The sequence below is a fragment of the Neptunicella plasticusilytica genome (assembly GCF_047922965.1).
GTDB lineage: Bacteria > Pseudomonadota > Gammaproteobacteria > Enterobacterales > Alteromonadaceae > Neptunicella > Neptunicella plasticusilytica.
Genome location: NZ_CP150481.1, coordinates 1,650,396 through 1,674,382 on the forward strand (window position 1 = coordinate 1,650,396; position 23,987 = coordinate 1,674,382).

At 45.5% G+C, this 23,987-nt stretch carries 22 protein-coding genes, 3 tRNA genes and 1 pseudogene; 10 read left to right on the plus strand and 16 right to left on the minus strand.

What is annotated here, in order from left to right:
• Position 1 precedes the first annotated feature (1 nt).
• A pseudogene (locus tag V1467_RS07235) lies at positions 2–190 on the minus strand (endonuclease III); the annotation flags it as partial.
• Positions 191–582: 392 nt separating this feature from the next.
• Between V1467_RS07235 and V1467_RS07240 the strand changes: the two are divergent.
• Complete coding sequence (locus V1467_RS07240) at positions 583–1,410, plus strand: glycoside hydrolase family 11 protein (protein WP_416308125.1); 828 nt, start codon at positions 583–585, stop codon at positions 1,408–1,410.
• A 262-nt stretch (positions 1,411–1,672) separates the two neighbouring features.
• Here the strand turns inward: V1467_RS07240 and nth are convergent, their stop codons facing one another.
• From nth to V1467_RS07285, 9 genes are all read right to left on the minus strand, one after another.
• The gene (gene nth / locus V1467_RS07245) at positions 1,673–2,308 is read right to left on the minus strand and encodes an endonuclease III (protein ID WP_416308126.1); all 636 of its coding nucleotides are present in this window, start codon (positions 2,306–2,308) and stop codon (positions 1,673–1,675) included.
• A gap of 21 nt (positions 2,309–2,329) precedes the next feature.
• Positions 2,330–3,097: an electron transport complex subunit E gene (locus tag V1467_RS07250; protein WP_416308127.1), complete on the minus strand. Its 768-nt coding sequence runs from the start codon at positions 3,095–3,097 to the stop codon at positions 2,330–2,332.
• Complete coding sequence (gene rsxG / locus V1467_RS07255) at positions 3,094–3,726, minus strand: electron transport complex subunit RsxG (protein ID WP_416308128.1); 633 nt, start codon at positions 3,724–3,726, stop codon at positions 3,094–3,096. Before rsxG ends, V1467_RS07250 begins: the two co-directional genes overlap by 4 nt.
• Positions 3,723–4,784, minus strand: coding sequence for an electron transport complex subunit RsxD (gene rsxD / locus V1467_RS07260; protein WP_416308129.1), 1,062 nt, complete (start codon positions 4,782–4,784; stop codon positions 3,723–3,725). The genes rsxG and rsxD overlap by 4 nt, the downstream gene beginning before the upstream one ends.
• On the minus strand, positions 4,781–6,760 hold the full coding sequence (gene rsxC / locus V1467_RS07265; protein ID WP_416308130.1) for an electron transport complex subunit RsxC: 1,980 nt from the start codon (positions 6,758–6,760) through the stop codon (positions 4,781–4,783). The genes rsxD and rsxC overlap by 4 nt, the downstream gene beginning before the upstream one ends.
• Before the next feature lie 7 nt (positions 6,761–6,767).
• A complete protein-coding gene (gene rsxB / locus V1467_RS07270; RefSeq protein ID WP_416308131.1) occupies positions 6,768–7,322 on the minus strand; it encodes an electron transport complex subunit RsxB in 555 nt (184 codons plus the stop codon).
• The gene (rsxA, locus tag V1467_RS07275) at positions 7,322–7,903 is read right to left on the minus strand and encodes an electron transport complex subunit RsxA (RefSeq protein WP_416308132.1); all 582 of its coding nucleotides are present in this window, start codon (positions 7,901–7,903) and stop codon (positions 7,322–7,324) included. The genes rsxB and rsxA overlap by 1 nt, the downstream gene beginning before the upstream one ends.
• Positions 7,904–8,094: 191 nt before the next feature.
• A tRNA-Asn gene (locus V1467_RS07280) sits at positions 8,095–8,171 on the minus strand.
• A gap of 19 nt (positions 8,172–8,190) precedes the next feature.
• Positions 8,191–8,267 (minus strand) — tRNA-Asn (locus V1467_RS07285).
• Positions 8,268–8,597: 330 nt separating this feature from the next.
• On the opposite strand from V1467_RS07285, the gene V1467_RS07290 reads away from it, so the two are divergent.
• The 4 genes from V1467_RS07290 to V1467_RS07305 all read left to right on the plus strand — a co-directional run bounded on the left by V1467_RS07290 (position 8,598) and on the right by V1467_RS07305 (position 15,692).
• The gene (locus tag V1467_RS07290) at positions 8,598–10,595 is read left to right on the plus strand and encodes a TonB-dependent receptor plug domain-containing protein (RefSeq protein ID WP_416308133.1); all 1,998 of its coding nucleotides are present in this window, start codon (positions 8,598–8,600) and stop codon (positions 10,593–10,595) included.
• Positions 10,596–11,302: 707 nt separating this feature from the next.
• Positions 11,303–12,649 (plus strand): MATE family efflux transporter, encoded by a 1,347-nt coding sequence (locus V1467_RS07295; protein ID WP_416308663.1) that lies wholly within the window; start codon positions 11,303–11,305, stop codon positions 12,647–12,649.
• A complete protein-coding gene (gene uvrB, locus V1467_RS07300) occupies positions 12,646–14,673 on the plus strand; it encodes an excinuclease ABC subunit UvrB (protein WP_416308134.1) in 2,028 nt (675 codons plus the stop codon). Before V1467_RS07295 ends, uvrB begins: the two co-directional genes overlap by 4 nt.
• A gap of 107 nt (positions 14,674–14,780) precedes the next feature.
• Entirely contained in the window at positions 14,781–15,692 is a 912-nt protein-coding gene (locus V1467_RS07305; RefSeq protein ID WP_416308135.1) for a LysR family transcriptional regulator, read from the plus strand.
• A 61-nt stretch (positions 15,693–15,753) separates the two neighbouring features.
• Here V1467_RS07305 and queC read toward each other — a convergent pair whose 3' ends face one another.
• Entirely contained in the window at positions 15,754–16,413 is a 660-nt protein-coding gene (gene queC, locus V1467_RS07310) for a 7-cyano-7-deazaguanine synthase QueC (RefSeq protein WP_416308136.1), read from the minus strand.
• 85 nt (positions 16,414–16,498) lie between these two features.
• Here queC and queE point away from each other — a divergent pair, with 85 nt between their 5' ends.
• The 4 genes from queE to V1467_RS07330 all read left to right on the plus strand — a co-directional run bounded on the left by queE (position 16,499) and on the right by V1467_RS07330 (position 19,860).
• Positions 16,499–17,173, plus strand: a complete 675-nt coding sequence (gene queE / locus V1467_RS07315; RefSeq protein WP_416308137.1) for a 7-carboxy-7-deazaguanine synthase QueE — start codon at positions 16,499–16,501, stop codon at positions 17,171–17,173.
• 18 nt (positions 17,174–17,191) lie between these two features.
• Positions 17,192–17,590 (plus strand): nuclear transport factor 2 family protein, encoded by a 399-nt coding sequence (locus V1467_RS07320; RefSeq protein ID WP_416308138.1) that lies wholly within the window; start codon positions 17,192–17,194, stop codon positions 17,588–17,590.
• A 17-nt stretch (positions 17,591–17,607) separates the two neighbouring features.
• The gene (locus V1467_RS07325) at positions 17,608–18,480 is read left to right on the plus strand and encodes an amino acid ABC transporter substrate-binding protein (RefSeq protein WP_416308139.1); all 873 of its coding nucleotides are present in this window, start codon (positions 17,608–17,610) and stop codon (positions 18,478–18,480) included.
• A 153-nt stretch (positions 18,481–18,633) separates the two neighbouring features.
• Entirely contained in the window at positions 18,634–19,860 is a 1,227-nt protein-coding gene (locus tag V1467_RS07330; RefSeq protein WP_416308140.1) for a glycoside hydrolase family 26 protein, read from the plus strand.
• A 93-nt stretch (positions 19,861–19,953) separates the two neighbouring features.
• Here V1467_RS07330 and V1467_RS07335 read toward each other — a convergent pair.
• Together V1467_RS07335 and V1467_RS07340 are read right to left on the minus strand one after the other, a co-directional pair.
• Positions 19,954–20,030, minus strand: a tRNA-Arg gene (locus tag V1467_RS07335).
• An 83-nt stretch (positions 20,031–20,113) separates the two neighbouring features.
• Complete coding sequence (locus V1467_RS07340; protein WP_416308141.1) at positions 20,114–21,259, minus strand: flagellar assembly protein T N-terminal domain-containing protein; 1,146 nt, start codon at positions 21,257–21,259, stop codon at positions 20,114–20,116.
• Positions 21,260–21,465: 206 nt separating this feature from the next.
• Between V1467_RS07340 and V1467_RS07345 the strand changes: the two genes are divergently transcribed.
• Positions 21,466–21,927 carry an LPP20 family lipoprotein gene (locus V1467_RS07345; RefSeq protein ID WP_416308142.1) on the plus strand — a complete coding sequence of 154 codons (462 nt, stop codon included), beginning with the start codon at positions 21,466–21,468 and terminating at the stop codon, positions 21,925–21,927.
• 344 nt (positions 21,928–22,271) lie between these two features.
• On the opposite strand, the gene flgN is transcribed toward V1467_RS07345, so the two are convergent.
• From flgN to flgA, 3 genes are all read right to left on the minus strand, one after another.
• The gene (gene flgN / locus V1467_RS07350) at positions 22,272–22,694 is read right to left on the minus strand and encodes a flagellar export chaperone FlgN (protein ID WP_416308143.1); all 423 of its coding nucleotides are present in this window, start codon (positions 22,692–22,694) and stop codon (positions 22,272–22,274) included.
• A 3-nt stretch (positions 22,695–22,697) separates the two neighbouring features.
• Positions 22,698–23,030: a flagellar biosynthesis anti-sigma factor FlgM gene (gene flgM, locus V1467_RS07355; protein WP_416308144.1), complete on the minus strand. Its 333-nt coding sequence runs from the start codon at positions 23,028–23,030 to the stop codon at positions 22,698–22,700.
• A 141-nt stretch (positions 23,031–23,171) separates the two neighbouring features.
• Positions 23,172–23,861, minus strand: a complete 690-nt coding sequence (gene flgA, locus V1467_RS07360) for a flagellar basal body P-ring formation chaperone FlgA (RefSeq protein ID WP_416308145.1) — start codon at positions 23,859–23,861, stop codon at positions 23,172–23,174.
• Positions 23,862–23,987 lie beyond the last annotated feature (126 nt).

Here is a 23,987-nt window from a genome sequence, read left to right on the forward strand (position 1 = left end):
CTTATTCGGTTTTATCTTTAAATTCACACCAATATTCAATTAAACAAGAGCCGCAGCGAGGCTGACGGACGATAGGTATAACGAGAAATTAACCCGTGATGCGCATTTACCTTGAATTCTCTAGGCAAAATTTTGTGTGATTAGAGACATGGAATATATGTGAGTTTACCGTAATAGTCGGCCAGCTAAAATATAATAAAAGTAGATGTGAGCAAGCAACATTTAGCTGATTATCGTTAAATTAACTCAAGGGGTATATCGCACCTGCCAAATGGACAAATAGACCAGATGTTATTTGGACCAAGTCATTTCAGCCAATTGATTGGTCGCAGTTTGATGAATAATTAAGTCTTTATTACCCATCCTCATATACCGAATCAATCCAGAGTAAATACCTTTAATAAAACGTTGTAAAAAAATCGGTAAGCGTAAAACGATTAAAGATAGTTGAATGTAATGCATGTGGAGATATAGCCTAGAAATACAAGAATTGAAAATAGTAGGCCTTGTGTTGTTTCTTTTGTCTTGATGGGAGAAAGAATGAGAGCGTCGAAACGAATTCAAAATGTGAAGGGGAGTAAGGTGAAGAATTATTTTTTGAAAAGCGTGATGGTCTTGTTGGTTATATGTGGTGCGGTTAGCTGTTCTTCAGAAGATAAATCTTCAGCATCCACTAAAGAGCTTGCAGCAGGAACGCCAGTCGACGGAATTAATAAATTTCAGGCATATACACAAAAATACACCGAGAATACTGTGCTTACCCAAAATCATGCTACAGGCCATGTTGGTGATTTATTCTTTACCCATTGGAAAGACGGTGGCACTACCTCTTTGACTATAAAAATGGATGGCAATTTTAATGTTAGTTGGCAAGGCGGGGGGTACAATTACGTAGGTGGTCCAGGCTGGCATTTCGGTTATATAAACAGAGTGATTGGCTATAACTTTGCCGAAGACAGTGGTGCTAACTTCATCACGGTGTACGGATGGGGATATGATAAAAATATGCCAGTGACTGACCCAGCCCACTTAGTGGAATATTACATCTTACAAAGATGGAGTGACGCTTATGAGCCTAGCCAAAATGGTGTATTTGGTAAAACCTTTATTAGTAATGGTGTGGAGTATTCAACCTACCGTACCTTACGTGAAGAAAAACCATCGATTAATAGTACATCCACTTTTTATCAGTATTGGAGCAAACCCAATCAACCTCTAGCTCTTGGAGAAAACAGGGAGATTATTTTTGCTGATCACGTTAAAGCATGGGCAGATACCGGTTGGATACTTCCAGATATGAATAACTTTGATGCGAGTGATGACCCGACATATCAGGTGATGGCGGTAGAGGTGTTTAATCCACCAAAAGATGGAACCGCATCGGGACGTGTTTGGGATGCCACTAAATAACCCCAGCTCGATGTATGGATTGAACGACACCACTGTAGCTTCGCTAGGGTGGCGGAGTCCATACATCGAGTTAGGGTTAATTAGCGTTGAGCTTAGCTAGCCAAATTTAGTCGAGATTTTGATTCGAAATAGTCGGTTTATACTGTCCGCTTTCTCATTTTTGAAACGGACAGTATGCTTTCATCATATAACTGTTTACTGACCAACAAGACTTTAGCGCCCAGAATTTCAGTATGGCGTTGAGACTATTACTTGTGAGTAGCTAAGTTTCGGTTTTTTCTTTGAACTCACACAAGTCTTCAATAATACAAGATCCGCAGCGTGGCTTGCGTGCGATACAGGTATAGCGGCCATGTAAAATCAGCCAATGATGTACATCAATTTTAAATTCGGCGGGTACCACTTTAAGTAGTTTTTGTTCAACCTGATCGACATTTTTCCCCGGTGCCAGTCTAGTGCGATTGCTGACCCGAAAAATGTGGGTGTCCACGGCTATAGTCGGCCAGCCGAAAGCGGTATTGAGTACCACATTAGCGGTTTTTCGTCCCACGCCGGGCAGGGCTTCCAACGCGGCTCGGTCTTCCGGCACCTGACTATTATGATGCTCAATCAGTATATGACAGGTCTTTATGACATTTTCTGCTTTGGCGTTAAACAGGCCAATTGTCTTGATATATTGCTTTAATCCATCGACACCTAACGCAGCGATCGCTTCGGGAGTATTGGCCACCGGATAGAGTTTATCCGTGGCTTTGTTGACGCCCACATCCGTCGCCTGGGCCGAGAGAATAACCGCGATCAGTAATTCAAAAGGAGTCTGATAGTTAAGCTCGGTAGTAGGGTGGGGATTGTTGTCGCGTAAACGACTGAGAATTTCATGGCGCTTTTGTTTATTCATAAGATCTCTTGTTTATCCACACTAACTCTCCGCCGTTACTCGGGCACGTTGAATGGTTTTGGCCGGCTCCGGCTTGTTATAGAGTTTTTCAATTCGTTCATGCAGGATATTTTTCAGGGCAATCAGAAAACCCATGCCAATAAAGGCACCGGGAGGCAAAATAGCCAGTAAAAAAGCATTGTCCGGGGTAAATAGGGTGATTTTCATACTGCTCGCCCATTGGCCTAACAATAAGTGGGCGCCATCAAACAGGGTTCCGTTGCCAAGCAGTTCGCGCATGGCGCCGAGGATCACCAACACCAGCGTAAATCCCAGTCCCATCATCAAGCCGTCGAAGGCGGCATAGCCCAGCGGATTTTTTGATGCGTAGGCTTCGGCCCGGCCAATAATGGCGCAGTTGGTTACAATGAGAGGAATAAAAATACCTAAAGCTTGATAGAGCTCGAATGTGTAAGCGTTCATCAGCAACTGGATAATAGTGACAAAAGACGCAATCACCATCACAAATACCGGAATACGAATTTCGCCAGGTACCCAATTGCGCACCAGTGATACTGTACTGTTTGAACCAATTAGTACCAGCGTCGTTGCTATGCCTAAACCCAGTCCGTTAATCAATGTGGCCGTCACCGCCAGTAATGGGCAAAGTCCCAGCAATTGCACCAGCGCGGCATTGTTTTTCCATAAACCCTGCCAGCTTATTTCTTGTAGCGCTTCTTTGGTCGCGCTGGTTGTTTGCGTGTCTTCAGTTTGCTGGTTATCGTCTATATGAGTGACATCAGAAGTCATGATGGTTTCTCGCATTGATTGGCGGCGGCAAATATCTGCTGTTTATTTTGCTGATAATACAGGACGGATTTTTTTACCGCTTTGACAACCGCTCTTGGAGTAATAGTGGCTCCGGTAAACTGGTCAAACTGGCCGCCATCTTTTTTGACCGCCCATTGTTGCTCCAGGCCTTTTTCCAGCTTTTTATGATTAAAAGATAAAATCCAGTCGCTGATCCGTAATTCGATTTTGTCTCCCAGTCCCGGTGTTTCGTTATGTTTTAGCACGCGTACGCCGTTGACCTGGTTATCATTGGTTATACTGACCAACATATCTATGGAACCGTTATAGCCGTCAGGAGCGGTGGTTTCAATGGCGACACCGATCGGCTGGTCGTTCTGGCGAGCACGAAAAATGACTTGTGGCTGCTGTCTGCCAAGCGAGTCCGCAGCACTGACTTTAACGCAGTCATGTTGCAGGTCATTATCATATTGTTGCGGATCCAGGATTGCATTGAGGGTTTTAAGCAACTGTTGTTGTTGCTGTAGCTGGATAACCGGTGCCGTGACAATTTGCGTCACGCTAATGAGACCGGTGCTTACAATAGCAAAGCCGGCCAGAATCAAACCATTTTTAGTCATATTATTCATGATTTGGAACGTCCGTGACCGTAGGTCCGAGGTCTAAAGTAATAGTCAATCAGCGGCACCGCCATATTCATTATGATTACCGCAAAAGCAATCGCATCAGGATAACCACCAAAATTACGGATAAGAAAAATCCACATTCCGATGCTGGCACCAAAAATCAGTCGGCCTTTATCTGTTGTGGCCGCGGAGACCGGGTCAGTGGCAATAAAAAAAGCACCGAGCATAATGCCACCGCTAAATAAATGAAAAAGTGGAGAAGCAAACTGATCGGCATCGTACCAGTTAAATAACAGCGCCAGTAAAGCTAATGCGCCTAACATGCCGACTGGAATATGCCAGTTAATGGCTTTTTGTTTAAGTAATACAATACCGCCAGCCAGATAAGCAATGTTGATCCACAACCAGCCAATCCCCAATCCCGATTCAAAAATAGGGTTGTTAAGACTTTCATTGTAAGTGAGTCCCAGTGTCAGATCGGTTTTTACCTGATCCAGTGGCGTTGCCATGGTGTGTCCGTCAATGCCATTTTGCAGCTGGCCAAGACTGTAACCATCGGTACTGTACTGGGTAAAAATAACCGAAAGTGAATCAATTAAATCGGCACTGTGCATCGCAATGCTGGATGGCGGCAGCCACGCCGTCATCTGCACTGGAAAGGAGATAAGCAATACCACGTAGGCTGCCATAGCCGGATTAAACAGATTGAAGCCCAAACCACCATAGAGTTGTTTTACGATGGCAATGGCGAAAAATGTACCGATAACGCTGATCCACCAAGGCGCGAAAGGCGGGATACTGACCGCTAATAATAGCGCGGTTAAAATGGCGGAACAGTCTTTAATTGCCACTTCAAAATTGCGCTTGCGGATCTCCAGAATCGCGGCCTCGGTAATAATTGCGGTCATCGTTGCCAGCATAAAATGAATTAAGCTTCCCCAACCAAAGAACCAGCTTTGGATTAACAAACCGGGCAGGGCACACCAAATCACCAGTCGCATTAACTGGCCGGTGTCGCGTTGGCTATGCTGATGAGGTGAACTGGCAATTCTGAAGGTCATGAGTCATCCTGTTGTTGTGCTTGTTTCTTCGCTTTTGCCCTGGCGACCGCCGCTGCGATACGTTTTTTGCGTAATTGCTCGGCATCGTCACCTTGTTCAACTTTTTGGCTATGCTGCTGTTGTTTGTCATCGGTTGAGATAGCCGGTTCATCCGGTGACGGGTTTTGCTGCATCGTTTTTTCAGCCGCTTGGGCCGCGCGTTTGGCTTTAGCTCGCGCAATGGCCTCGGCGACTTTGTGCTTTTTATCGTCAGTCTCGTCAGCGCTTTTGGGTGATGATGGCGCACTATCATCAGCTGTCGTAGGGTGGGGCGGCTCCTGCTGTTGGCTTGCGCGTTTAGCCTTGGCTCGCGCTATAGCATCAGCAACGTGCTGTTTTTTGTTATCGGTTTGTGTAGAACCGCTGCTATTGTCAGATTCCGCTGCAATGTCCCCGGTAGCCGCTTTTTTGGCTTTGGCACGGGCTAAGGCTGCCGCGATTTTTTGTTTGGCGCTTCCCCCATCCGATTGCATTGCTTGTTTACGTGCTTCAGCGGCTTTGCGATGTTTTTCCTCACGTTCCTGCTGATCGCGCAATAATCGAGTCTTACGTGCTTCAAAACGTTCACGGGCTTTATCCGCTTGATCTTTTTCTTCCTGCTGGGTCCGCACATCGGCTTTTGCAGTCCGGTAATAATGAACCAGTGGAATATCGCTGGGACACACATAGGCACAGGCACCACATTCAATGCAATCAAATAGATTGTATTCCTGGGCTTTATCCAGATCGTTAGCTTTGCTGTACCACAATAATTGTTGCGGTAACAAGCTTGCAGGACATGCATCTGCGCAGGCACTACAGCGGATACAAGGTTGTTCAGGCTTGGCCTCAGGCATTTCAGTTGTGCTGGGTGCCAAAATACAGTTGGTGATTTTGACTACCGGAATACTGTCGGTGGCTAATGCAAATCCCATCATTGGTCCACCCATAATCAGGCGTTGCTGAGGTTCGGGTTGGTAACCGCATTGTGCGAGTAAATGGGCAACCGGAGTGCCAATCGGAGCCCACACATTTTTAGCTTGCTGAACATTTTCGCCGCTAATGGTCACCACCCGCTGAATAAGCGGCTTACCGGAGAAAATCGCATCGGCGATGGCAAAACAGGTTCCCACATTTTGCATCACAATACCGACATCCACAGGTAGTCCGCCAACGGGAACTTCTTTACCGGTCAAGGTCTGGATAAGCTGCTTCTCGCCACCGGCAGGATATTTGGTGGGCACCGCGCAAACCTGATATTGGCTATCGTCGCGGCAGGCTACTTTCATTGCTTCGATGGCCTCGGGTTTATTATCCTCTACGGCAATTACAATGTGTTTTGGCGATAACAAATGATTGAGGACATCTATTCCTTGTCGAATTTGCCAGGCATATTCGCGCATCAGACGATCATCCGAGGTAATGTAGGGTTCACATTCCACCCCGTTGATAATCAGGAACTGCACGTCTTTTTTGGGAGATACCTTGATATGGGTGGGAAATCCGGCTCCGCCCATGCCGGAGATACCGGCCTTACAAATAGCTTCAACCACTTTGGATTTATTTAATGACTGATAATCCTGTAAAGGTTTCAGTTCTGTCCATTGGCCTAATCCGTCCGGTTGAATATGTACCGCCATTTCTGGCAATGCTGAAGGATGCGCGCTAGGATGCAGGGCAATTTTGCTTATTGTCCCGGATGTAGGGGCATGCACTGGCACAGCGAAAGGATTGGCACTCTGGGTCAGAGGCTGCCCTTTAAGAACTTTTTCTCCCTCGATAACACAAATACGCCCTTCCACACCAATATGTTGCTTGATGCTGATATGCAACTGCGCCGCTAGCGGAATAGATTCAATGCTGCCTTGATTGGACAAGGTCTTGCGTGACGGTGGATGAATACCGCCGGGGAAATCCCATAGCCTGCCATTTTTAATGCGGTTGATAATAGAATCCATATCGGCCTCAGTTAAGTTGCTTGACAGGAATGCTGTTTAAATCCCAACGCCAGGTCTTGGCTGTCGTTTTCACAGGATGCATTTCTATACAATCAACCGGACAGGGATCAACACAGAGATCGCAGCCGGTACATTCTTCGGCGATCACTGTATGCATTTGTTTGGCTGCGCCCAGAATAGCGTCAACCGGACAAGCCACAATGCATTTTGTACAACCGATACATTCATCTTCGCGAATAAACGCAACTTTCTTAATCGGTGCTTCACCATGGCTGGCGTCCAGCGGCTTGGCCTCCACACCCATTAGTTCTGCCAGGTTTTTAATGGTGGATTCTCCGCCAGGAGGGCATTTATTGATTTCGTCCCCATTGGCGATGGCTTCAGCATAGGGACGACAGCCCGGATAACCGCACTGGCCACATTGTGTTTGGGGAAGCAAAGTGTCGATTTGATCGACCAGCGGGTCGGCTTCTACTTTGAACTTTACCGAGGCGTATCCCAGTATCAATCCGAAGATAAGAGCCAGTAATCCGATCGCTATTAACGCATAAACAATCAGCATCAAAACTTGACCAATCCGGTAAAGCCCATAAAGGCCAGAGACATCAATCCGGCGGTGATCATGGCAATAGAAGCACCTTTAAATGGGGCGGGTACATCCGCAGCAGCAAGGCGCTCGCGCATCGCGGCAAACAAAATCAATACCAGAGAAAAACCGACAGCAGCCCCAAAGCCATAAATAACCGATTGGGTAAAATTATGTCCTTCATTAATATTCAGCAAAGCCACTCCTAATACTGCGCAGTTGGTGGTAATCAGCGGCAGAAAAATACCTAACAGGCGATACAGGGTAGGGCTGGTTTTATGTACCACCATTTCGGTAAATTGTACCACTACTGCAATCACCAGAATAAAACTCAGGGTGCGCAGATAGCCGATACCTAGTGGCAATAAAATATAATGTTCCACCAGATAACTGGACAAGGAGGCAAGGGTTAATACGAAAGTGGTGGCCATTGACATGCCAATAGCGGTTTCCAGTCGGCCAGATACACCCATAAAGGGACACAGGCCCAGGAATTTAACCAAAACAAAGTTGTTTACCAGTACAGTACCAACCAGTAATAGCAAATATTCAGACATAAACGCGAAATCACCCGCCATTCAAGGCAGTTTACAGTTGCGCGTATTATCCGTTTTTATCATCGGTTTAACAACTTGATATAGCAGAAAAAACAATTGGTTGGACAAGAATTGTACACAGTAGGGCGAATTAAATCTGATGATGGAATTCTGGCTGGCGATAGTTCGGGAGTGTTCCCGGTGGCCAAAATTGGCTCCCCCTCCCCGACTCGAACGGGGGACCTGCGGATTAACAGTCCGTCGCTCTAACCAACTGAGCTAAGGGGGAATCGAAAAATAAGTTGAATTGGCTCCCCCTCCCCGACTCGAACGGGGGACCTGCGGATTAACAGTCCGTCGCTCTAACCAACTGAGCTAAGGGGGAACGGTATTCAACGGCTGAAAATCGCTAACTGAGGTTGCCAGGCAGCCTGCTTTTCAACGGTGCGGAATATTAATGAGCCAACCCTTGGCTGTCAACACTCCAACACAACTATTTTAACGCTTTATTGGCTGTTTGCTTATTTGCTGCGCAATAAAACCATTTGTCGCTGAATGATTGATTTAATTTGATCTGGATTTGACCGGAGGAATTGTCTAACTACAATGAATACAGAAATAAATCTTGGAATACAACGCAAGGTGAATTCGTTTTGGCTGTGGCAGGCAATATCACACACCTCGTTTGACGGAACTACTTTCAGGAGATTGAGTTATGCAATTGCGAGCAGGTAACGCTCCTAGGTTGTACTGCATAAACAACATATTGTTGGGATTGGCTGTAACAACACTTTTTCCTCGGCTTGCCAGTGCCGAAGACAACTACTTTGATCTGACTCTTGAGCAACTGCTGGACATTAATGTCAGCATTGTATCTAAAAAGCAGGAAGCGATGGCTACCGCGCCTGCCGCGATATACGTAATTACCGGTGAAGATATTCAACGTTCAGGTATTACGACTATTCCAGATGCTTTACGTATGGTACCCGGGTTAAATGTGGCCCAGTCTGATTCCAATAGTTGGGCAATCAGCGCACGTGGGTTTAACAGCGTTCTAGCCAACAAATTGTTGGTGCTGCTGGATGGTAGAACCCTATACAACCCGGTATTCGGTGGGGTGATGTGGGAAGCTCATGACGTGGTACTGGATGACATTGAACGCATTGAAGTTGTCCGCGGGCCTGGAGGAACCTTATGGGGAGCGAATGCCGTCAACGGTGTCATTAACATTATTACCAAACATGCGGCTGATACTCAGGGCAAGTTAATTACCGTTAAATACGGAGAGGAAGAGCAGGGCACACTGAGCGTTCGTCAGGGAGGGGAATTTGCCGATAACGCTTTTTATCGGGTTTATGCTAAAGCCTTTGAACGTGATAGCTTACAAAAAGCATCAGGCACGGATAACTACGATGACTGGAATGGTATTAATGCCGGTTTCAGACTGGACTGGGACGACAACCTGTCGCTAGATGGCGGTGTATATCAAGCCAAAACCCGACAACGCAAGGAAAATTATTCGCTGGTCGCACCTTATGTTTCGATAGAAAACCAGACTATCGTTTACCAAGGAGCCAATATCCATATGGGATGGTCTGAACAAGATCCGCACGGTACAGGATTGAATGTGCAGTCATTTATTGACTGGACCAAACGAGACGAACCCTTTAACTTTATCGATGAGCGGATAACGATTGATATGGATGTACAATATAACTGGTTTGCCGGACAGCGTCAGGAATTAACTGTCGGAGCGGGGTTCAGGTTTAATGCTGACACTAACCAGGGAAACAACAATGTTGAATTCACCGACAATAAGCGTCGGAATCGTTTATTCAGTGCCTTTGTTCAGGACAAGATCGCCTTGTCACCGGAACAATGGTTTGTCACTTTGGGGGCTAAATTTGAGCATAACGACTTCTCCGGATTCGAAATTCAGCCGAATATTCGCTTGCAATGGATCCCGAATGAACAACATATGTTGTGGGCAGCCATTTCCGAAGCGGTCAGAACCCCCACACCTATTGAACAAGAGCTGACCAGTACTATTGCCACCGCTGCAAATGTCAGGCTGGCATTTGTGCCCAATCCGGATTTCAAATCAGAACAATTAACAGCCTATGAACTAGGCTATCGAGCGCAACTGGCGTCAAACTTTTCAATGGATGTGACCGGTTTCTACAATGATTATGATGCCTTACAAAGTATACGGGTGGGGGCGCCCTATATGTTCGACAATGGTGTTGATCCCGCCTATTTTTTACTGCCGGTTAAATTTACCAACGGTAGTGAGGCCCAATCGGAGGGTTTTGAGACATTATTTGACTGGATGTTAAGTCCGGATCTCAAACTAAGCCTGAATTATTCTTACCTGCACCTGAATCAGGAGCTGACTGAACCTCAAAGTGGTGACGAGCAGCTGGTTAATGTATATCCGCAGCACAAGCTGGCAATGAAAGTATTCTGGAATGTTGTTGAAAACTGGACAATAGATACCACCGCGTCTTTTGTCGATGACCTACAAGGAACTAATGTAGAGCAATACTCCCGGGTTGACATCAATATTGGCGGACAACTGACAGACAATATCCGGCTAAATTTGACTGCCCAGAATTTGTTTGATTCTGCTCACCGTGAATTCGGTGATGTTAGCGATCTGAATAGTGCGCTGGTAGAACAAAGTGTATTTGCCAAATTAACCTTTAGTTATTAATCCTCAGCGGAAGGTAGAGGGCTTTGGCCGGGATGATGACTCGGTATTTGCCTCGGCCAAACAAAAAGTTATACCCAATCGTGACCTAGGCGAGGGGGAATATCCCGCTGCAAACAACAGTTCGGTTATTTTTTGGTAACGCTGATTATGACAAAGGTATTACATAAGAAATAATTATATAGAACTTTTGGTTATAATTGCGTCAATAAGGGCTGTTGTTTTATCCAGCGTTAACAAAATTGTAACCGATTATAGACACCCTCAACGTTAGTGCGGACTTACCTTTTCTGGCGCATTTTTTTGTTAACTGAGCGGCCCGTCAGGGCTGCAAAGAGTTATCCACTAAATCTGTGGATAACTATGTGAATTGTTCTGTGAAAACTCACTCAACGCCAATGAAAATGCTGTCAAGTGCTATCAAAGTATATTTGTTTATTATTTTAAAAAATCATTAAAAACAAATGGTTAAGTTGTTATTTCAGCTGTTGTTAGCAGTGTTGTCTAGTAAATAACCAGTGATAGATCTGCTTGTGTGTTGTTTGCACGTATTGGTAATAAAAAATTCTATTTGCTGCAATTTTGAATGGTTTATTTGTAAGTAAATGATATTGCTGCATGGTATTCAAAACGGTGCTGCCATATCATAGTGTTTTTAGTTTTCGGAATCTGTTGTGAGTCAAGATCGACCAATTTCCCCCAAACCCGACATGATCCATAGTCCTATAGCTAAAACCCTCAAAAATATGACACTCCCGATGATTATGGGAATGGTGATGTTAATGACTTTTGGTCTGGTGGATACCTTTTTTGTCAGCTTGTTGGGAACCGAACAGCTGGCTGCGATCAGCTTCACTTTTCCTGTCACTTTTACATTAATCAGTTTAAATATTGGATTGGGAATTGGTGCTTCAGCCATTATCGCGCGCTATCTGGGCAGCGGCCAGGAGCATCTGGCCAGAGAATTTGCTACAGGTTCTCTGACGCTGGCTTTTGTTATGGTTGGCGTGCTGGCCCTTATTGGCTGGTTGAGTATCGATCCTATTTTTGTCTTGTTAGGCGCCGATGAATTACAGCTGTCTTACATACGCGACTATATGCAAATCTGGTATTTGGCCGGAGTTTGTCTGGCCATGCCAATGGTGGGCAACAGCGTATTAAGAGCATCTGGCGACACCAAAACGCCCAGTTTGGTGATGGCAACCAGCGGGGTGATTAATGCACTGCTCGATCCGCTGCTGATATTCGGCTGGGGACCGGTTCCGGCGATGGGTATCAAAGGCGCGGCTTACGCCACATTAATCGCCTGGGTAATTGGCCTGATGTACATTTTGTATCTGTTGATAGTCAAGCGTAAGCTGGTGCTGCCCCGATTATTAACCTGGGCCGAATTGAAAATGACCAGTGCGCAAATCCTCAAAATTGGTCTGCCGGCAGCCGGAGCGAATATGTTAACTCCTATTGCCGGTGGTGTACTCACTGCAATTGTCGCCACTTACGGTTCCGAGGCTGTGGCTACCTGGGGAGTCGGTAACCGGCTTGAATCCATCGCCAGTATTGTTATTTTGGCGCTGTCGATGACCTTGCCACCTTTTATCAGTCAAAATCTCGGTGCCGGTAAAATTGGCCGGGTTGAAGACGCATACCAGCTCTGTATCAAGTTTGTGCTGGGATGGCAGCTGATTATTTTTATATTAATGTGGATATTGTCGCCCTGGATAGCGGATGCCTTTGCTAAAGAACCCAAGGTGGCTGAACTGATTCAACTGTTCCTGTTTATTGTACCGCTAGGGTACGGATTGCAAGGGGTGATTATTTTGACCAATTCATCTTTTAACGCCATGCACAAACCGATGGCGGCCTTGTCACTTAGCGTGATCCGGTTATTCGTATTCTTTGTCCCGGTTTCTTATCTCGGTAGCCTGTTATTTGCTTTGAAAGGCATGTTTATCGCCGGTATTGTGGCTAACTTGATTACCGCAATTATTGCGTATTACTGGTTTAAGCGTTTATTGGTCAATGAAAATCTTAATCAAATTGCCGAGGCAACAACATGAGTAGTGAGACCTCCAGAATCAGAGGCTTCCAGCTGGAATCCAATTATCAACCCGCAGGCGACCAGCCTGGTGCTATCGCAGGATTGGTCGAAGGTCTCAATGATGGTCTTGCCCAGCAGACCTTGTTGGGAGTAACGGGCTCAGGTAAGACTTTTACCATGGCTAGCGTTATTGCTGATGTACAGCGTCCAACCCTGATCCTGGCGCATAACAAAACCTTGGCGGCGCAGTTGTATGGTGAAATGAAAGAATATTTCCCCAACAACGCGGTAGAGTATTTCGTTTCCTATTACGACTATTATCAACCGGAAGCCTATGTGCCCTCTACCGACACCTTTATCGAGAAAGATGCATCGATTAACGATCACATAGAGCAAATGCGTTTGTCTGCCACCAAGGCGCTGATGGAGCGCCGCGACGTTATTATTGTTTCCAGTGTATCGGCCATTTATGGTCTGGGCGATCCGGAATCTTATATGAAAATGCTGTTGCATTTACGTCAGGGGGATTTAATGGATCAGCGCGATATATTGCGCCGGTTGGCCGAGTTACAATATAAACGCAATGATGTTGCTTTCGAGCGCGGCTCGTTCCGGGTGCGTGGTGATGTTATTGATATATTTCCGGCTGATTCTGATAGACAAGGGATCCGGGTCGAACTGTTTGACGAAGAAATTGAAAAAATCAGTTTATTCGATCCGCTTACCGGGGCGGTGGATAAAACGGTTGCCCGGGTAACGGTATTTCCTAAAACGCATTACGTGACTCCCAGAGAGAAAATTCTGGCAGCAATCGAAGAGATCAAACTGGAGCTGAAAGAGCGGCAGGCGCAGTTGAAATCGGTGAATAAACTGGTGGAAGAACAGCGTATCACCCAGCGAGTCCAGTTTGATATCGAAATGATGCTAGAACTCGGTTACTGCTCGGGTATCGAGAACTACTCACGTTATTTGTCAGGCCGTGCGCCGGGCGAGCCACCTCCAACTTTAATCGATTATTTCCCCGCTGACGGTTTGATGTTTATTGACGAATCTCACGTTACGGTTTCGCAAATCGGCGCGATGTATAAAGGTGACCGCTCGCGTAAGGAAACTCTGGTGGAATTCGGCTTCAGGCTGCCTTCGGCGCTGGACAACCGGCCACTTAAGTTTGACGAATTTGAACAAATTGCGCCCCAGACCATTTATGTGTCTGCTACGCCGGGCAAATATGAACTGGAAAAATGCCCTGATGATATTGTTGAGCAGGTTGTCAGGCCAACAGGATTACTCGACCCGGTAATTGAAGTCAGGCCGGTCACCACCCAGGTTGATGACTTATTGTCAGAAATTAATATGCGCGTTGCACTGGATGAGCGGGTACTGGTGACCACCTTAACCAAGAAAATGGCCGAAGATTTGAGTGATTATCTGGATGAGCATGGCGTCAAGGTACGCTACCTGCATTCAGATATCGATACGGTTGAGAGGATTGAAATTATTCGTGATTTGCGACTGGGCAAATTTGATGTACTGGTTGGCATCAACCTGTTACGTGAGGGGCTGGATATGCCGGAAGTGTCGTTGGTGGCTATTCTGGACGCAGACAAGGAAGGATTTTTACGTTCCGAGCGCTCATTGATCCAGACAATGGGACGGGCGGCAAGGAATCTCAATGGCAAGGCGATTTTATATGCAGATCGCATGACAGGTTCGATGGAGCGAGCCATTTCCGAGACAGAAAGACGCCGCCACACCCAGCAGGAATATAATAGCAAGCACGGTATTGTGCCGCAGAAACTGAATAAAAGTATTACCGATATTATGGATGTAGGTGATGGTCGGGGAGGGGATAAGGTTAAGCTGCGCAAAGTGGCAGAATCTGGCGGCAAATATAAAGCTTTGACTGCGGAGCAGTTGATGAGCCAGATTTCAGCTTTGGAAAAACAGATGTTTGCGCATGCCAAAGAGCTGGAATTTGAAAAAGCGGCAGCCACCCGGGATGAAGTGGAAACCTTGCGCGCCCAACTGGTTAAAATAGCCTGAGTGGTGTTTATGGTATTAATATGTTGTAAAAATCTGTTTGCTACTGGCGATCTGCGCGTTATAGTATAAAAAGATATACCATAATAATAACAAACGCAGGTCAAATCATGCTCAACCGCTTACAAGAATCAGATATTAAATTATTGCGGGTATTTTTTGCTGTTGCCTCATGTAACGGATTTACTGCTGCCGAACCGGTATTACGGATGCAGCGTCCAAATATAAGCGCCGCGATTAAAAAACTGGAGGAACGCCTCGATCTTATTTTATGCCACCGTGGTCGCGGTGGCTTTCAGATGACCAAAGAAGGCGAGGTGGTTTTTCAGGAAACCAAACGTATTTTTAACGCCTTTGACAACTTTGTATTTAATCTCAAAAGCCTGCATGACGATTATTCCGGGCATTTAACTATTGTATTGATGTCGGGCTTGCCGATGAAAGTGCTGTCTGCGGTGAGCAAGTCAGTTAAGACTGCCATGAACAAGTTTGAAGATATTCATTTCAACGTGCAGACCCGGTTATATAACGAAGTGGAACATGCCGCCTTGTCCGGTGAGTGTCATTTGGTGGTGTCTTGCTACGATATGGTCAAACCCGAATCCATTATTTTTCACCCCTTACCTTATAAATGCAGTGGCCAGTTATATTGTGCGGTATCTCATCCTTTAGCCAAGCACCGTGAAGCCATTCCGGATTCGGTTGATTTAATGGAATTCCCGGCTATAGGGATTACCGGCATGTCACCTTCCAATTATATTGGCAATGAGCGGCGCATGGCCATCCAGACCTTTTCTGACTCATTCGAGTCCTGCTTGTCAGGTATTTTAACCGGTGAATATATCGGCCTGTTGCCAGACTATTTTGTTGAAGGTAAAGACTATGCGCAGGATTTGGTTGCCTTAGGTGGAGATGAATTCGCGTTCAATCATGAGCTGTTTGTAATGAACGGCAAAAATACCCGGATGAATCCGGTGTTAAAACACTTTATTCGCGAGCTGGAGTATTTTGTTACCCAGTAGATTTATTGGGGTTAAGTACTGAATAAAATAAACGCTGCAGTACGCAGCGTTTATTTTATTATCAGGATTCATACTCGCAAGGGTCGGTGAGGCCATTTTCTGCAAAGGCTTCAAGCCTCTCCTGACAGGCTCCACATTTTCCGCAGGCTTTTTCACGGCCGTTATAGCAGGTCCAGGTCTGGCTGTAGTCCAGTCCCATCGACAAGCCATCAGTTAAAATCTCAACCTTGCTTTGATGCAAATAGGGGGTCACGATTTGTACTGCTTCGTAATTGGCAATGGCGCAAACATCATTCATCTTTTGCACAAATTCCGGACGGCAATCAGGATAGATTGCGTGGTCACCACCATGTGCGCCGTAATAAACCTGAGCCGCATCAATGGATACGGCATAACCCACCGCCAGTGACAGCAATATCATATTGCGGTTCGGCACTACTGTCTGAGCCATATTTTCCGCTTCATAATGGCCTTCCGGCATCGGCACACTGTCTGTCAGGGCGGAACCGGCGAGTAAAAAATTGATCGCACTAATGTCGACCACTTTATGCGAGATACCCATGCTTTTACAGACGTTGGCCGCATAGTCGAGTTCTTTACTGTGTTTTTGTCCGTAATTAAACGACAGGGCATGCACTTCGCCACCCTGTTTTACCACTTTATTGAGAACGGTGAACGAATCCATTCCGCCAGAATAAATTACAACTGCTTTTTGTGTCATCGATGGTGCCTTTTTTACCGTCACGCCGAAAAGAAATTTGTTAAGATACTGAGGATTCTCGTGAATTCCAATGATACAGGAAAATATGACCGGCTATAAGATCAATGAAGTGTTTGAATCTATTCAGGGAGAAGGGGCGTTTACCGGCGTTCCTTCCATTTTTATTCGTTTGCAAGGCTGCCCGGTGGGTTGTTCCTGGTGTGATACCAAGCATACCTGGGCGGTAGATCCTGATAAACAAGCCACAGTCTCGCAAGTGATGTCTGAAAAAGGTGATTCAGATAGTTGGTTTAATGCGTTAGTATCTGATTTATTAACACTTTTCAATCAGCAAAGTTATAACGCCAAACATGTTATTTTAACCGGCGGCGAGCCTTGTATGTATGATTTGCAGGACTTGACCGATGGTTTGATTGAGGCGGGGTATTCTGTACAAATTGAAACTAGCGGGACTTTCGCTGTCAAAGCTAATTCCCAATGCTGGATCACGCTGTCGCCCAAAATCAATATGCAAGGTGGGTATGAAGTGCTTGATGAGGTATTAAAACTCGCTAACGAAATTAAGCACCCGGTGGCTATGGATAAACATATTGAGGAGCTGGATGTATTACTCGAACGCCATCAACATCCACACAACGCCTTGATATATTTGCAACCTATTAGCCAGCAGAAACGGGCGACAGAACTGGCAGTTAAAACCTGCATCGCACGTAATTGGCGGTTGTCATTACAAACACATAAATTTATTGGAATTGAATAAGGCTAGGGAAATTTGTCTATGCAGGTCACTGATTTTTTTGAAAACTATATGAAGGCATTTAATGCCAAGGACGCTGATAAACTGGCAGAGCAATATTATGTTCCCGCGATCATTATGATCGGCTCGGAGAAGTTAATCTTTACAGATCGGGCGCAGGTAAAAGACTATGTGGAACAAATCATTCAGCAATATCAGCAGCAGGGAATTGCCAAAGCTGATATTGATGTGCAGAACGTGATGAAACTGGCCAACAACTTTATTTTTTGCAAGATTATTTGGCATTTCTATGATCAACAGGGGCAATTAAAATTGGAGTGCCCCACGTCCTATACTATGCAAATGCATAATAATGATGTGACGCATATTGTTGCGGTGGTTAAAGATAACGATAAACCGATTACTGACAAGCAGCACTAATTTAACAGGTGTTCATTATGTATATATTCCGCAGGTTATGTTCGACGTTGCTGTTGTTATGCCTGACAGTTCAGGTTCAGGCAGCCGTGTGGGATGTAGTTTATCCAAAACCAATTGATGATGAGGATAAACGCAATGAATACCCGCTTGCCGTATTAAAATTGGCGTTGGAACAAACCGGGGTAAAGTTTCAATTACGCGAATCGGTTAATCGTATGGCACAGGGGAAGGCGATGATCAGCCTAGCCGCCAGTCGCGAAATTAATGTGTTATGGAGCATGACCGACAGTACCCGCGAAAACCAACTGATGCCGATCCGTATTCCTATCTATAAAGGGTTAATCGGATTAAGGCTGTTTTTAATCAAGTCAAATAAGCAAGCCAGTTTTCAACGCGTTTCGACTCTGACCCATATGCGTGATTTTACCTTGGTCCAAGGCAAGGACTGGCCGGATACCAAAATATTACAGGCTAACGGTTTTGAAGTGATGACAGCCCCTTATTATCTCGGGTTGTTTGATATCCTGGTACAGGAACAGGCTGATCTATTTCCCCGTTCAGTGGTGGAAATATGGCAAGAAATTGACGCTCAAAAAGCAGAAACGTCAATAGAAATTGAACCCCGTTTAGGTGTGTACTATCCCACTGCGATGTACTTTTTTGTTAACAAGAAAAATATTATTCTGGCTAACATACTGCGCTCCGGTTTGGAGAAAGCTGTCGAGAATGGTGAGTTTGATAAGTTGTTTTTCAAGGTGCACCAGCCAATTCTGGATCAAGCGAATTTGCCCGGACGCAAGATATTTACTCTGACCAATCCGGTGCTACCCAAGGATACACCTCTGGATCGCAAGGAATTGTGGTTTCCGGTCAACAGTATTGCTCAGTAACAATCGCCGTAGGGGAACAGATTGCTTAACGCAATCAGCAATTCCTCGTCATTTGATGCTACTCCAGGCAATCTTGCTTTTACTCAAGGGGGAACTCTTGATATAACCGGCAATATTGTTAGCAAATTCACATTTAAAACAAAAGGTAACCTGATGAAGAAAAAAAATATGAGCTGCTGGCGCAGCGGATGGATTGTGTTTTGTTCAATATTATTAATCGCTTGTAATAATACCGATGCGCAAAGTGGCACCAGCGAAATGCAGGCAGACGATTCCTACCAAATGGTCGATCATGACGCGAGCAACGAAACCCGGGCATTATTAGCCAATTTATATCGAATCAAGAATAATCATATGCTTTTTGGCCATCAGGATACCTTGGCTTACGGGGTAAAATGGCAAGGCGAAGAAGGGCGTTCTGATATCAAGGATGTAACCGGTTCCTTTCCTGCTTTATATGGCTGGGAACTAGGCGGTCTGGGCATTGGTCAAGAAGCTAATCTGGATAAGGTCAACTTCGCCAATATGCAGCGCTGGATCAAGGAAGTCTATTTACGCGGTGGGGTGAATACTATTAGTTGGCATATGTACGATCCGGTGACAGGGCACAATTCCTGGACTAAAGATGCCTCGGTACAACATCTTGTCCCGGGTGGTAAAGCCCATGACAAGTTTAAGCAATATCTGGATACTTTTGTGGCATTTAACCAGCAACTCAAAGTAACGGACAAGCAAGGTAACCAGGTAAGTGTGCCGATTATTTTCAGACCTTGGCATGAACATACCGGAGACTGGTTCTGGTGGGGAAAAGGGCATACTGCTGAAAAGGACTATATTGCCCTGTGGCGTTTCACTGTCGATTATCTAAAATCGCAAGGCGTGCACAATCTCATTTATGCTTATTCACCGGATCGTGGTCGCATAGCGCTGGACAATTACGAGGCCGACTATTTATACGGCTATCCCGGCGATGATTATGTGGATGTACTGGGCATTGATACCTACACCGATCTGGGACGGGATGAAAGCATCACGGTTGCACAGCAAAAAGATAATTTTCGCCGCACGCTGGAATACACAGTAGAACTGGCCAATAAAAAGCACAAGCTACCGGCAGTCAGTGAAGGAGGTTGGGATGGCATTAAAGCCGACAATTACTGGACCGACCGCATTCTGGATGTGGTCACCCACAATGACACCACCCGCCAGATTGCCTACTTGATGGTCTGGCGTAATGCCAATAAGCAGCGCGAGAATAAAGACCACTTCTACGCACCTTATCCAGGCCATCCCAGCGCAGACAACTTTAAACAGTTTTACGCCGATCCTTATACGTTGTTTGAGGACAGTTTACCGGATATGTATAGGTTGCATCGCTAGGTAATTGAAACGATATTGCCAGTTCGTTTTTGCCGGACGAACTGGCTATATAAGTTTGATGAAGGCCGTTTGTGAAGCGGATGATGAAGAAAGTGGCGTCCCCTAGAGGATTCGAACCTCTGACCTGCCCCTTAGGAGGGGGCTGCGCTATCCAGCTGTGCCAAGGGGACGCAGATTTTTAAGCGCGGCAACTATACTAAAAAGGCGCTTCGGGTGACAACCCAAACACCGTCCTTTTTTGTGATTTAGAAGCTTATCTTCTTAATACAAAGTCATTAGGTTGAATATTGGCCAATAACTCATCGCTGGTGGGTTTAAGTAGTGCGGTGTCGTTAAACACCTGGGTTATCTGTAATTTTGCCGGGTGAATATGATATTGGTAGTGTTGATTACCACTGCGGTCATAGAATTGTTCGAGCTGGAATAAACTTAGTTCATCTCCCTGTTTTACGCCGTCCCGGCTGCCCAAATTAATACTGATCTGTTCGTCCTTCACACGCAAGATCCGGCCATAGACGGGCAAACAGCTTAATGCTTCATCTACCTGGCTACTGATATCCTGCAACAGATTCTGTACCTGAAGACCAAATTTGGAGGACCACAGTCGTTGACTGGCCGGATCCAGTTGTTCATGTACCGGGAAGTCCCACACAGCGCTGGTATTGAATTGCTGGTTATAAACTTGTTCACCGGTAGTACCGTTAAATACACTCACATGCAGGCCAAAGTGGCGTTGCGGGAAATTGTCCTGCCAGAATTTAATCCCGCTGCTTTGTTGTGGATCAACACTTAATTCGGTAATGGTGTTGAACATTACATACTGGCTATCGGTTTGGTCAGCAAACTGAATCACCATATCGTCACTAACGGAGTGAGTCGTTGAATAGAACTGGGCTAAATGCATGATGTTGCTATGCGCCGCGTATTGCTGGAAGTCAGACTGCAGCTTTTGCGCGACGGCTTTACCAAAGTCGAATAGATTGCCGGTTAACGCCTGTTGCCGGTTGCGCAGTGGAAACCAGCTGGTGGCAATGGACTTTTGATAATCGGCGGCTCGGCACTGGACTTTATTCGGAAATATATCGGCCCGGATCGATACAGTGACAAAGTCGCCGTTAATTTGTTCGTTTATCAGTTCGATACTGTCTACTTCGCCACTGGCGCGGATTTCCAGTTTGTCACTCTGCAACAAGCCGTTCGTCATTTTTTGTATGCTGTGCACCGACGCGCCAGCAAATAACAGCGCTTGCTTGATAGCTTCCTGGGTGGCTTGTTGGCGGGCAAGTTGCTTGTTGCCGTTCACTACCATGGATTGTCCGCTGGCTTCAAACCAGATGGCCTGACAGGGGAGAGTTGAACTGATTAGCAGCAAAAATAACAGGCAGATTTTTTGAGTCATATTTTTGACGATCATTCCCGGCATAACGAATAACAACGTTTTTACGTTTTTAATGACCTTTAGTAAGCATTTTCCGTACCTGAATTGCGATGCGTGTGGGATAAATTGTGCTAAACAGGCTGACAAGGTACGGATATTGCTTTATTTCAGCGATGAGTAAAACGTGTTTTATTGGCTTTGAACAGCCACAAGTTAAAGGAAGGCCCATGACAGTATTCAAATTTGTAATCCTGGCTGCCAGCTTGGCACTAAGTGGTTGTTCGGCCATTTTTGATAAAGAGGTCGAATGGGAATACGTGCAGCCTGACGAATATCCGGTGATACGAGCGGTGGGTTACGCGCCTATTTCGGCCCAACATGGTGACAGTATGGCACTCAAAACGATTCAGGCGGTTAAAGCATCTAAACTGGACGCCTATCGCGAGCTGACCGAGCAAGTATATGGCCAGAAAATTGAAGGCAATCAGCAATTATCTAATCTGGTGTTATCCGATGACGGTCTGAAATCTTCTATTCAGGGAGTGATCCGCGGGGCGCAGGTGGTTAAAGCTTACGCAGTGGACGATGATACTTATGTCACTGAGCTGGAACTGGATTTCAAAAAGGTATACAACATCTATCTGTCTACCGCCCGCCCTAAAAGGATCAAGCAAGTTAATTACTACTAGAGCCTGTTGATCTTTGCGGTATACTTTTGCAACGAATTGTGCGGCATTTATACAATGAAGCACGATTGTGGTGTAGTTGCTCTACATGAATGAGTGCTGAAGCCGTAGAAATGCCGCACAAACGTTGCCCAAAGGGTTCGTCCTAAACGCTTTTTACTCTTTGTTGCTTATTTTTGACTTAACCCATTAGGCCTGCAAATAAGCGCCGCGATTAAAAAGCGTTTAATTAGAACAAAATTTATACCGCAAAGATCAACAGGCTCTAGACAGTAAAATTTGCAGAATAGATAAAAAGATTGGTAGAAAAGGGTGGCAATATTTGGCCAAGTCGATCTTTGCCGCTGTTAAGCGCTAACGCCTTTACCTTTGCCACCACTGCGAGTATGTCCCGCCTTGTCGTAAGTCATGGATTCTTTAGCGCGCGATTCCACAATAACATTGCGTAAATGGGCCAGTCTTAGTTGTCCTTGCTCGACGGCTGTCTGATTGATTTCAGTGCGATAGCGGCATTCAGCAAGTAAATGCTCAATAAGGTCAATGGCGGGTTGAATGTCTTTTTCGTCAGGAGAGGTTTGTTGGTAAAGATTAGCGATAACCTGGTCTTGTTCGGCAATGTCGTTGAGTAGCTGTTCTTTTTCTTCAAGTAGTTTGATTAGGGCATCAGGGTTGCGAGCGCTTATCAGGCTTAATTCCGTTTCCAGCGTCAGTTTTAAGGTTTCCAATTGCTGTTGTTGTTTAACAAATGCCTGATTAAGCCCGTCGCTCATAAATTACTTGATACCAAAGAGTTCAGATTCGAATTTGGCAATATTCTCGGCCAATTTTTCAGGATTGACTTTATAGTCACCGGCCTGAATCGCTTTTTTCAGACGATCCACTTTTTCCTGATTGACCGATGCGGTATCACTGCCTTTTTTCTGGATTTGACTCAGTTGCTGGGCAGACTGGGTTAATGATACAGAATCACCTCTAGGCGCACTGCTTTGCTTGGCCTGTTGGGTATTGGCCTGGGCAGCAGTCTGATTTTGTTGCTGCTGCAGCTTCTGATTGTCTACATGTGGCTTTTGCACATTGTTGTTACTATTTACATTATTTACTGACATTGTCTTAATCCACTACCTAAAGGAAACCTCTATGGAGTTTATCGGCTAGTCGAGCCGATACTTTAACAAAATTTAATAGCAGGGTATAAATATATGAAATTCAACTTGATTCCCAGCATTCTAGCACTTGAACTGGTTAAATTATAGTCTAACGATCACTTCGCTGACATTTTCAACCAAGGCGTTGACCATACGCATGGTGCGATCATTTTTTACCTGGATCTGTTCACCAATATTACCGTCTTGCTGGGCTACGCCCGTGGCTTTCACCTGGATCCCGGCCCCCTGGGCAATAATAGTAATTTCATCGCCCTTACAGATAAAACAGAGCTGATTGGGCGTAACAGGCTGGCCGGAGGTTAACCTTCGTTTGGCGCGCGCGCCGATAATATCATTGATATCGGCAAAAGTACTGCTACGCAACAGGCTTTTATCCATTTTGGTTACGGTTATATCTTCGGCTGTGAGTACCGCGCCGGGAGACAGGGCGTTGGCCGCAATAACCACTTGCTGGGTTTCTGACACTTTGACCACAAAATATAAAAACCAGTCGCTGGTGGAACAGGATGCCTTTACCGTTACGTTCGACTGTTGCAAGGCGTTGGATGCCGCCGATACGGAGTAAGGAACTGAGCATGCAGGGATAACAATTCGATTATCTATTGGCATGGCTTCCACAGCGATATCGCTATTACTGTTGCTGGCGAGTTGTTTAAGCACATAGTCTTCTCCAAGCTGCATAATTTTTTTATGCGGATCAGAATGTTCTAAAGCTTGGCAATTAAGGCCGATAAACACTAAGGCAAAAAGCGTTCGTTTGAGTATTGTCATATGAGTCAATCTTTTTTTCATGTTCACTTTTATTCACTTTGACTATGCTTAAACACTAATTCGTGTATCTTAGTGTCATTATTCAGGCGAATTGTTGGTATAAAACCTAGAAAGGCAATATTCGTG

Coding starts and splice junctions, on each gene's coding strand:
- nth (WP_416308126.1), bottom strand. CDS start 2,308: ATGAATAAACAAAAGCGCCATGAAATTCTCAGTCGTTTACGCGACAAC.
- V1467_RS07250 (WP_416308127.1), bottom strand. CDS start 3,097: ATGACTTCTGATGTCACTCATATAGACGATAACCAGCAAACTGAAGAC.
- rsxG (WP_416308128.1), bottom strand. CDS start 3,726: ATGAATAATATGACTAAAAATGGTTTGATTCTGGCCGGCTTTGCTATT.
- rsxD (WP_416308129.1), bottom strand. CDS start 4,784: ATGACCTTCAGAATTGCCAGTTCACCTCATCAGCATAGCCAACGCGAC.
- rsxC (WP_416308130.1), bottom strand. CDS start 6,760: ATGGATTCTATTATCAACCGCATTAAAAATGGCAGGCTATGGGATTTC.
- rsxB (WP_416308131.1), bottom strand. CDS start 7,322: ATGCTGATTGTTTATGCGTTAATAGCGATCGGATTACTGGCTCTTATC.
- rsxA (WP_416308132.1), bottom strand. CDS start 7,903: ATGTCTGAATATTTGCTATTACTGGTTGGTACTGTACTGGTAAACAAC.
- V1467_RS07290 (WP_416308133.1), top strand. CDS start 8,598: ATGCAATTGCGAGCAGGTAACGCTCCTAGGTTGTACTGCATAAACAAC.
- V1467_RS07295 (WP_416308663.1), top strand. CDS start 11,303: ATGATCCATAGTCCTATAGCTAAAACCCTCAAAAATATGACACTCCCG.
- uvrB (WP_416308134.1), top strand. CDS start 12,646: ATGAGTAGTGAGACCTCCAGAATCAGAGGCTTCCAGCTGGAATCCAAT.
- V1467_RS07305 (WP_416308135.1), top strand. CDS start 14,781: ATGCTCAACCGCTTACAAGAATCAGATATTAAATTATTGCGGGTATTT.
- queC (WP_416308136.1), bottom strand. CDS start 16,413: ATGACACAAAAAGCAGTTGTAATTTATTCTGGCGGAATGGATTCGTTC.
- queE (WP_416308137.1), top strand. CDS start 16,499: ATGACCGGCTATAAGATCAATGAAGTGTTTGAATCTATTCAGGGAGAA.
- V1467_RS07320 (WP_416308138.1), top strand. CDS start 17,192: ATGCAGGTCACTGATTTTTTTGAAAACTATATGAAGGCATTTAATGCC.
- V1467_RS07325 (WP_416308139.1), top strand. CDS start 17,608: ATGTATATATTCCGCAGGTTATGTTCGACGTTGCTGTTGTTATGCCTG.
- V1467_RS07330 (WP_416308140.1), top strand. CDS start 18,634: ATGAAGAAAAAAAATATGAGCTGCTGGCGCAGCGGATGGATTGTGTTT.
- V1467_RS07340 (WP_416308141.1), bottom strand. CDS start 21,259: ATGACTCAAAAAATCTGCCTGTTATTTTTGCTGCTAATCAGTTCAACT.
- V1467_RS07345 (WP_416308142.1), top strand. CDS start 21,466: ATGACAGTATTCAAATTTGTAATCCTGGCTGCCAGCTTGGCACTAAGT.
- flgN (WP_416308143.1), bottom strand. CDS start 22,694: ATGAGCGACGGGCTTAATCAGGCATTTGTTAAACAACAACAGCAATTG.
- flgM (WP_416308144.1), bottom strand. CDS start 23,030: ATGTCAGTAAATAATGTAAATAGTAACAACAATGTGCAAAAGCCACAT.
- flgA (WP_416308145.1), bottom strand. CDS start 23,861: ATGACAATACTCAAACGAACGCTTTTTGCCTTAGTGTTTATCGGCCTT.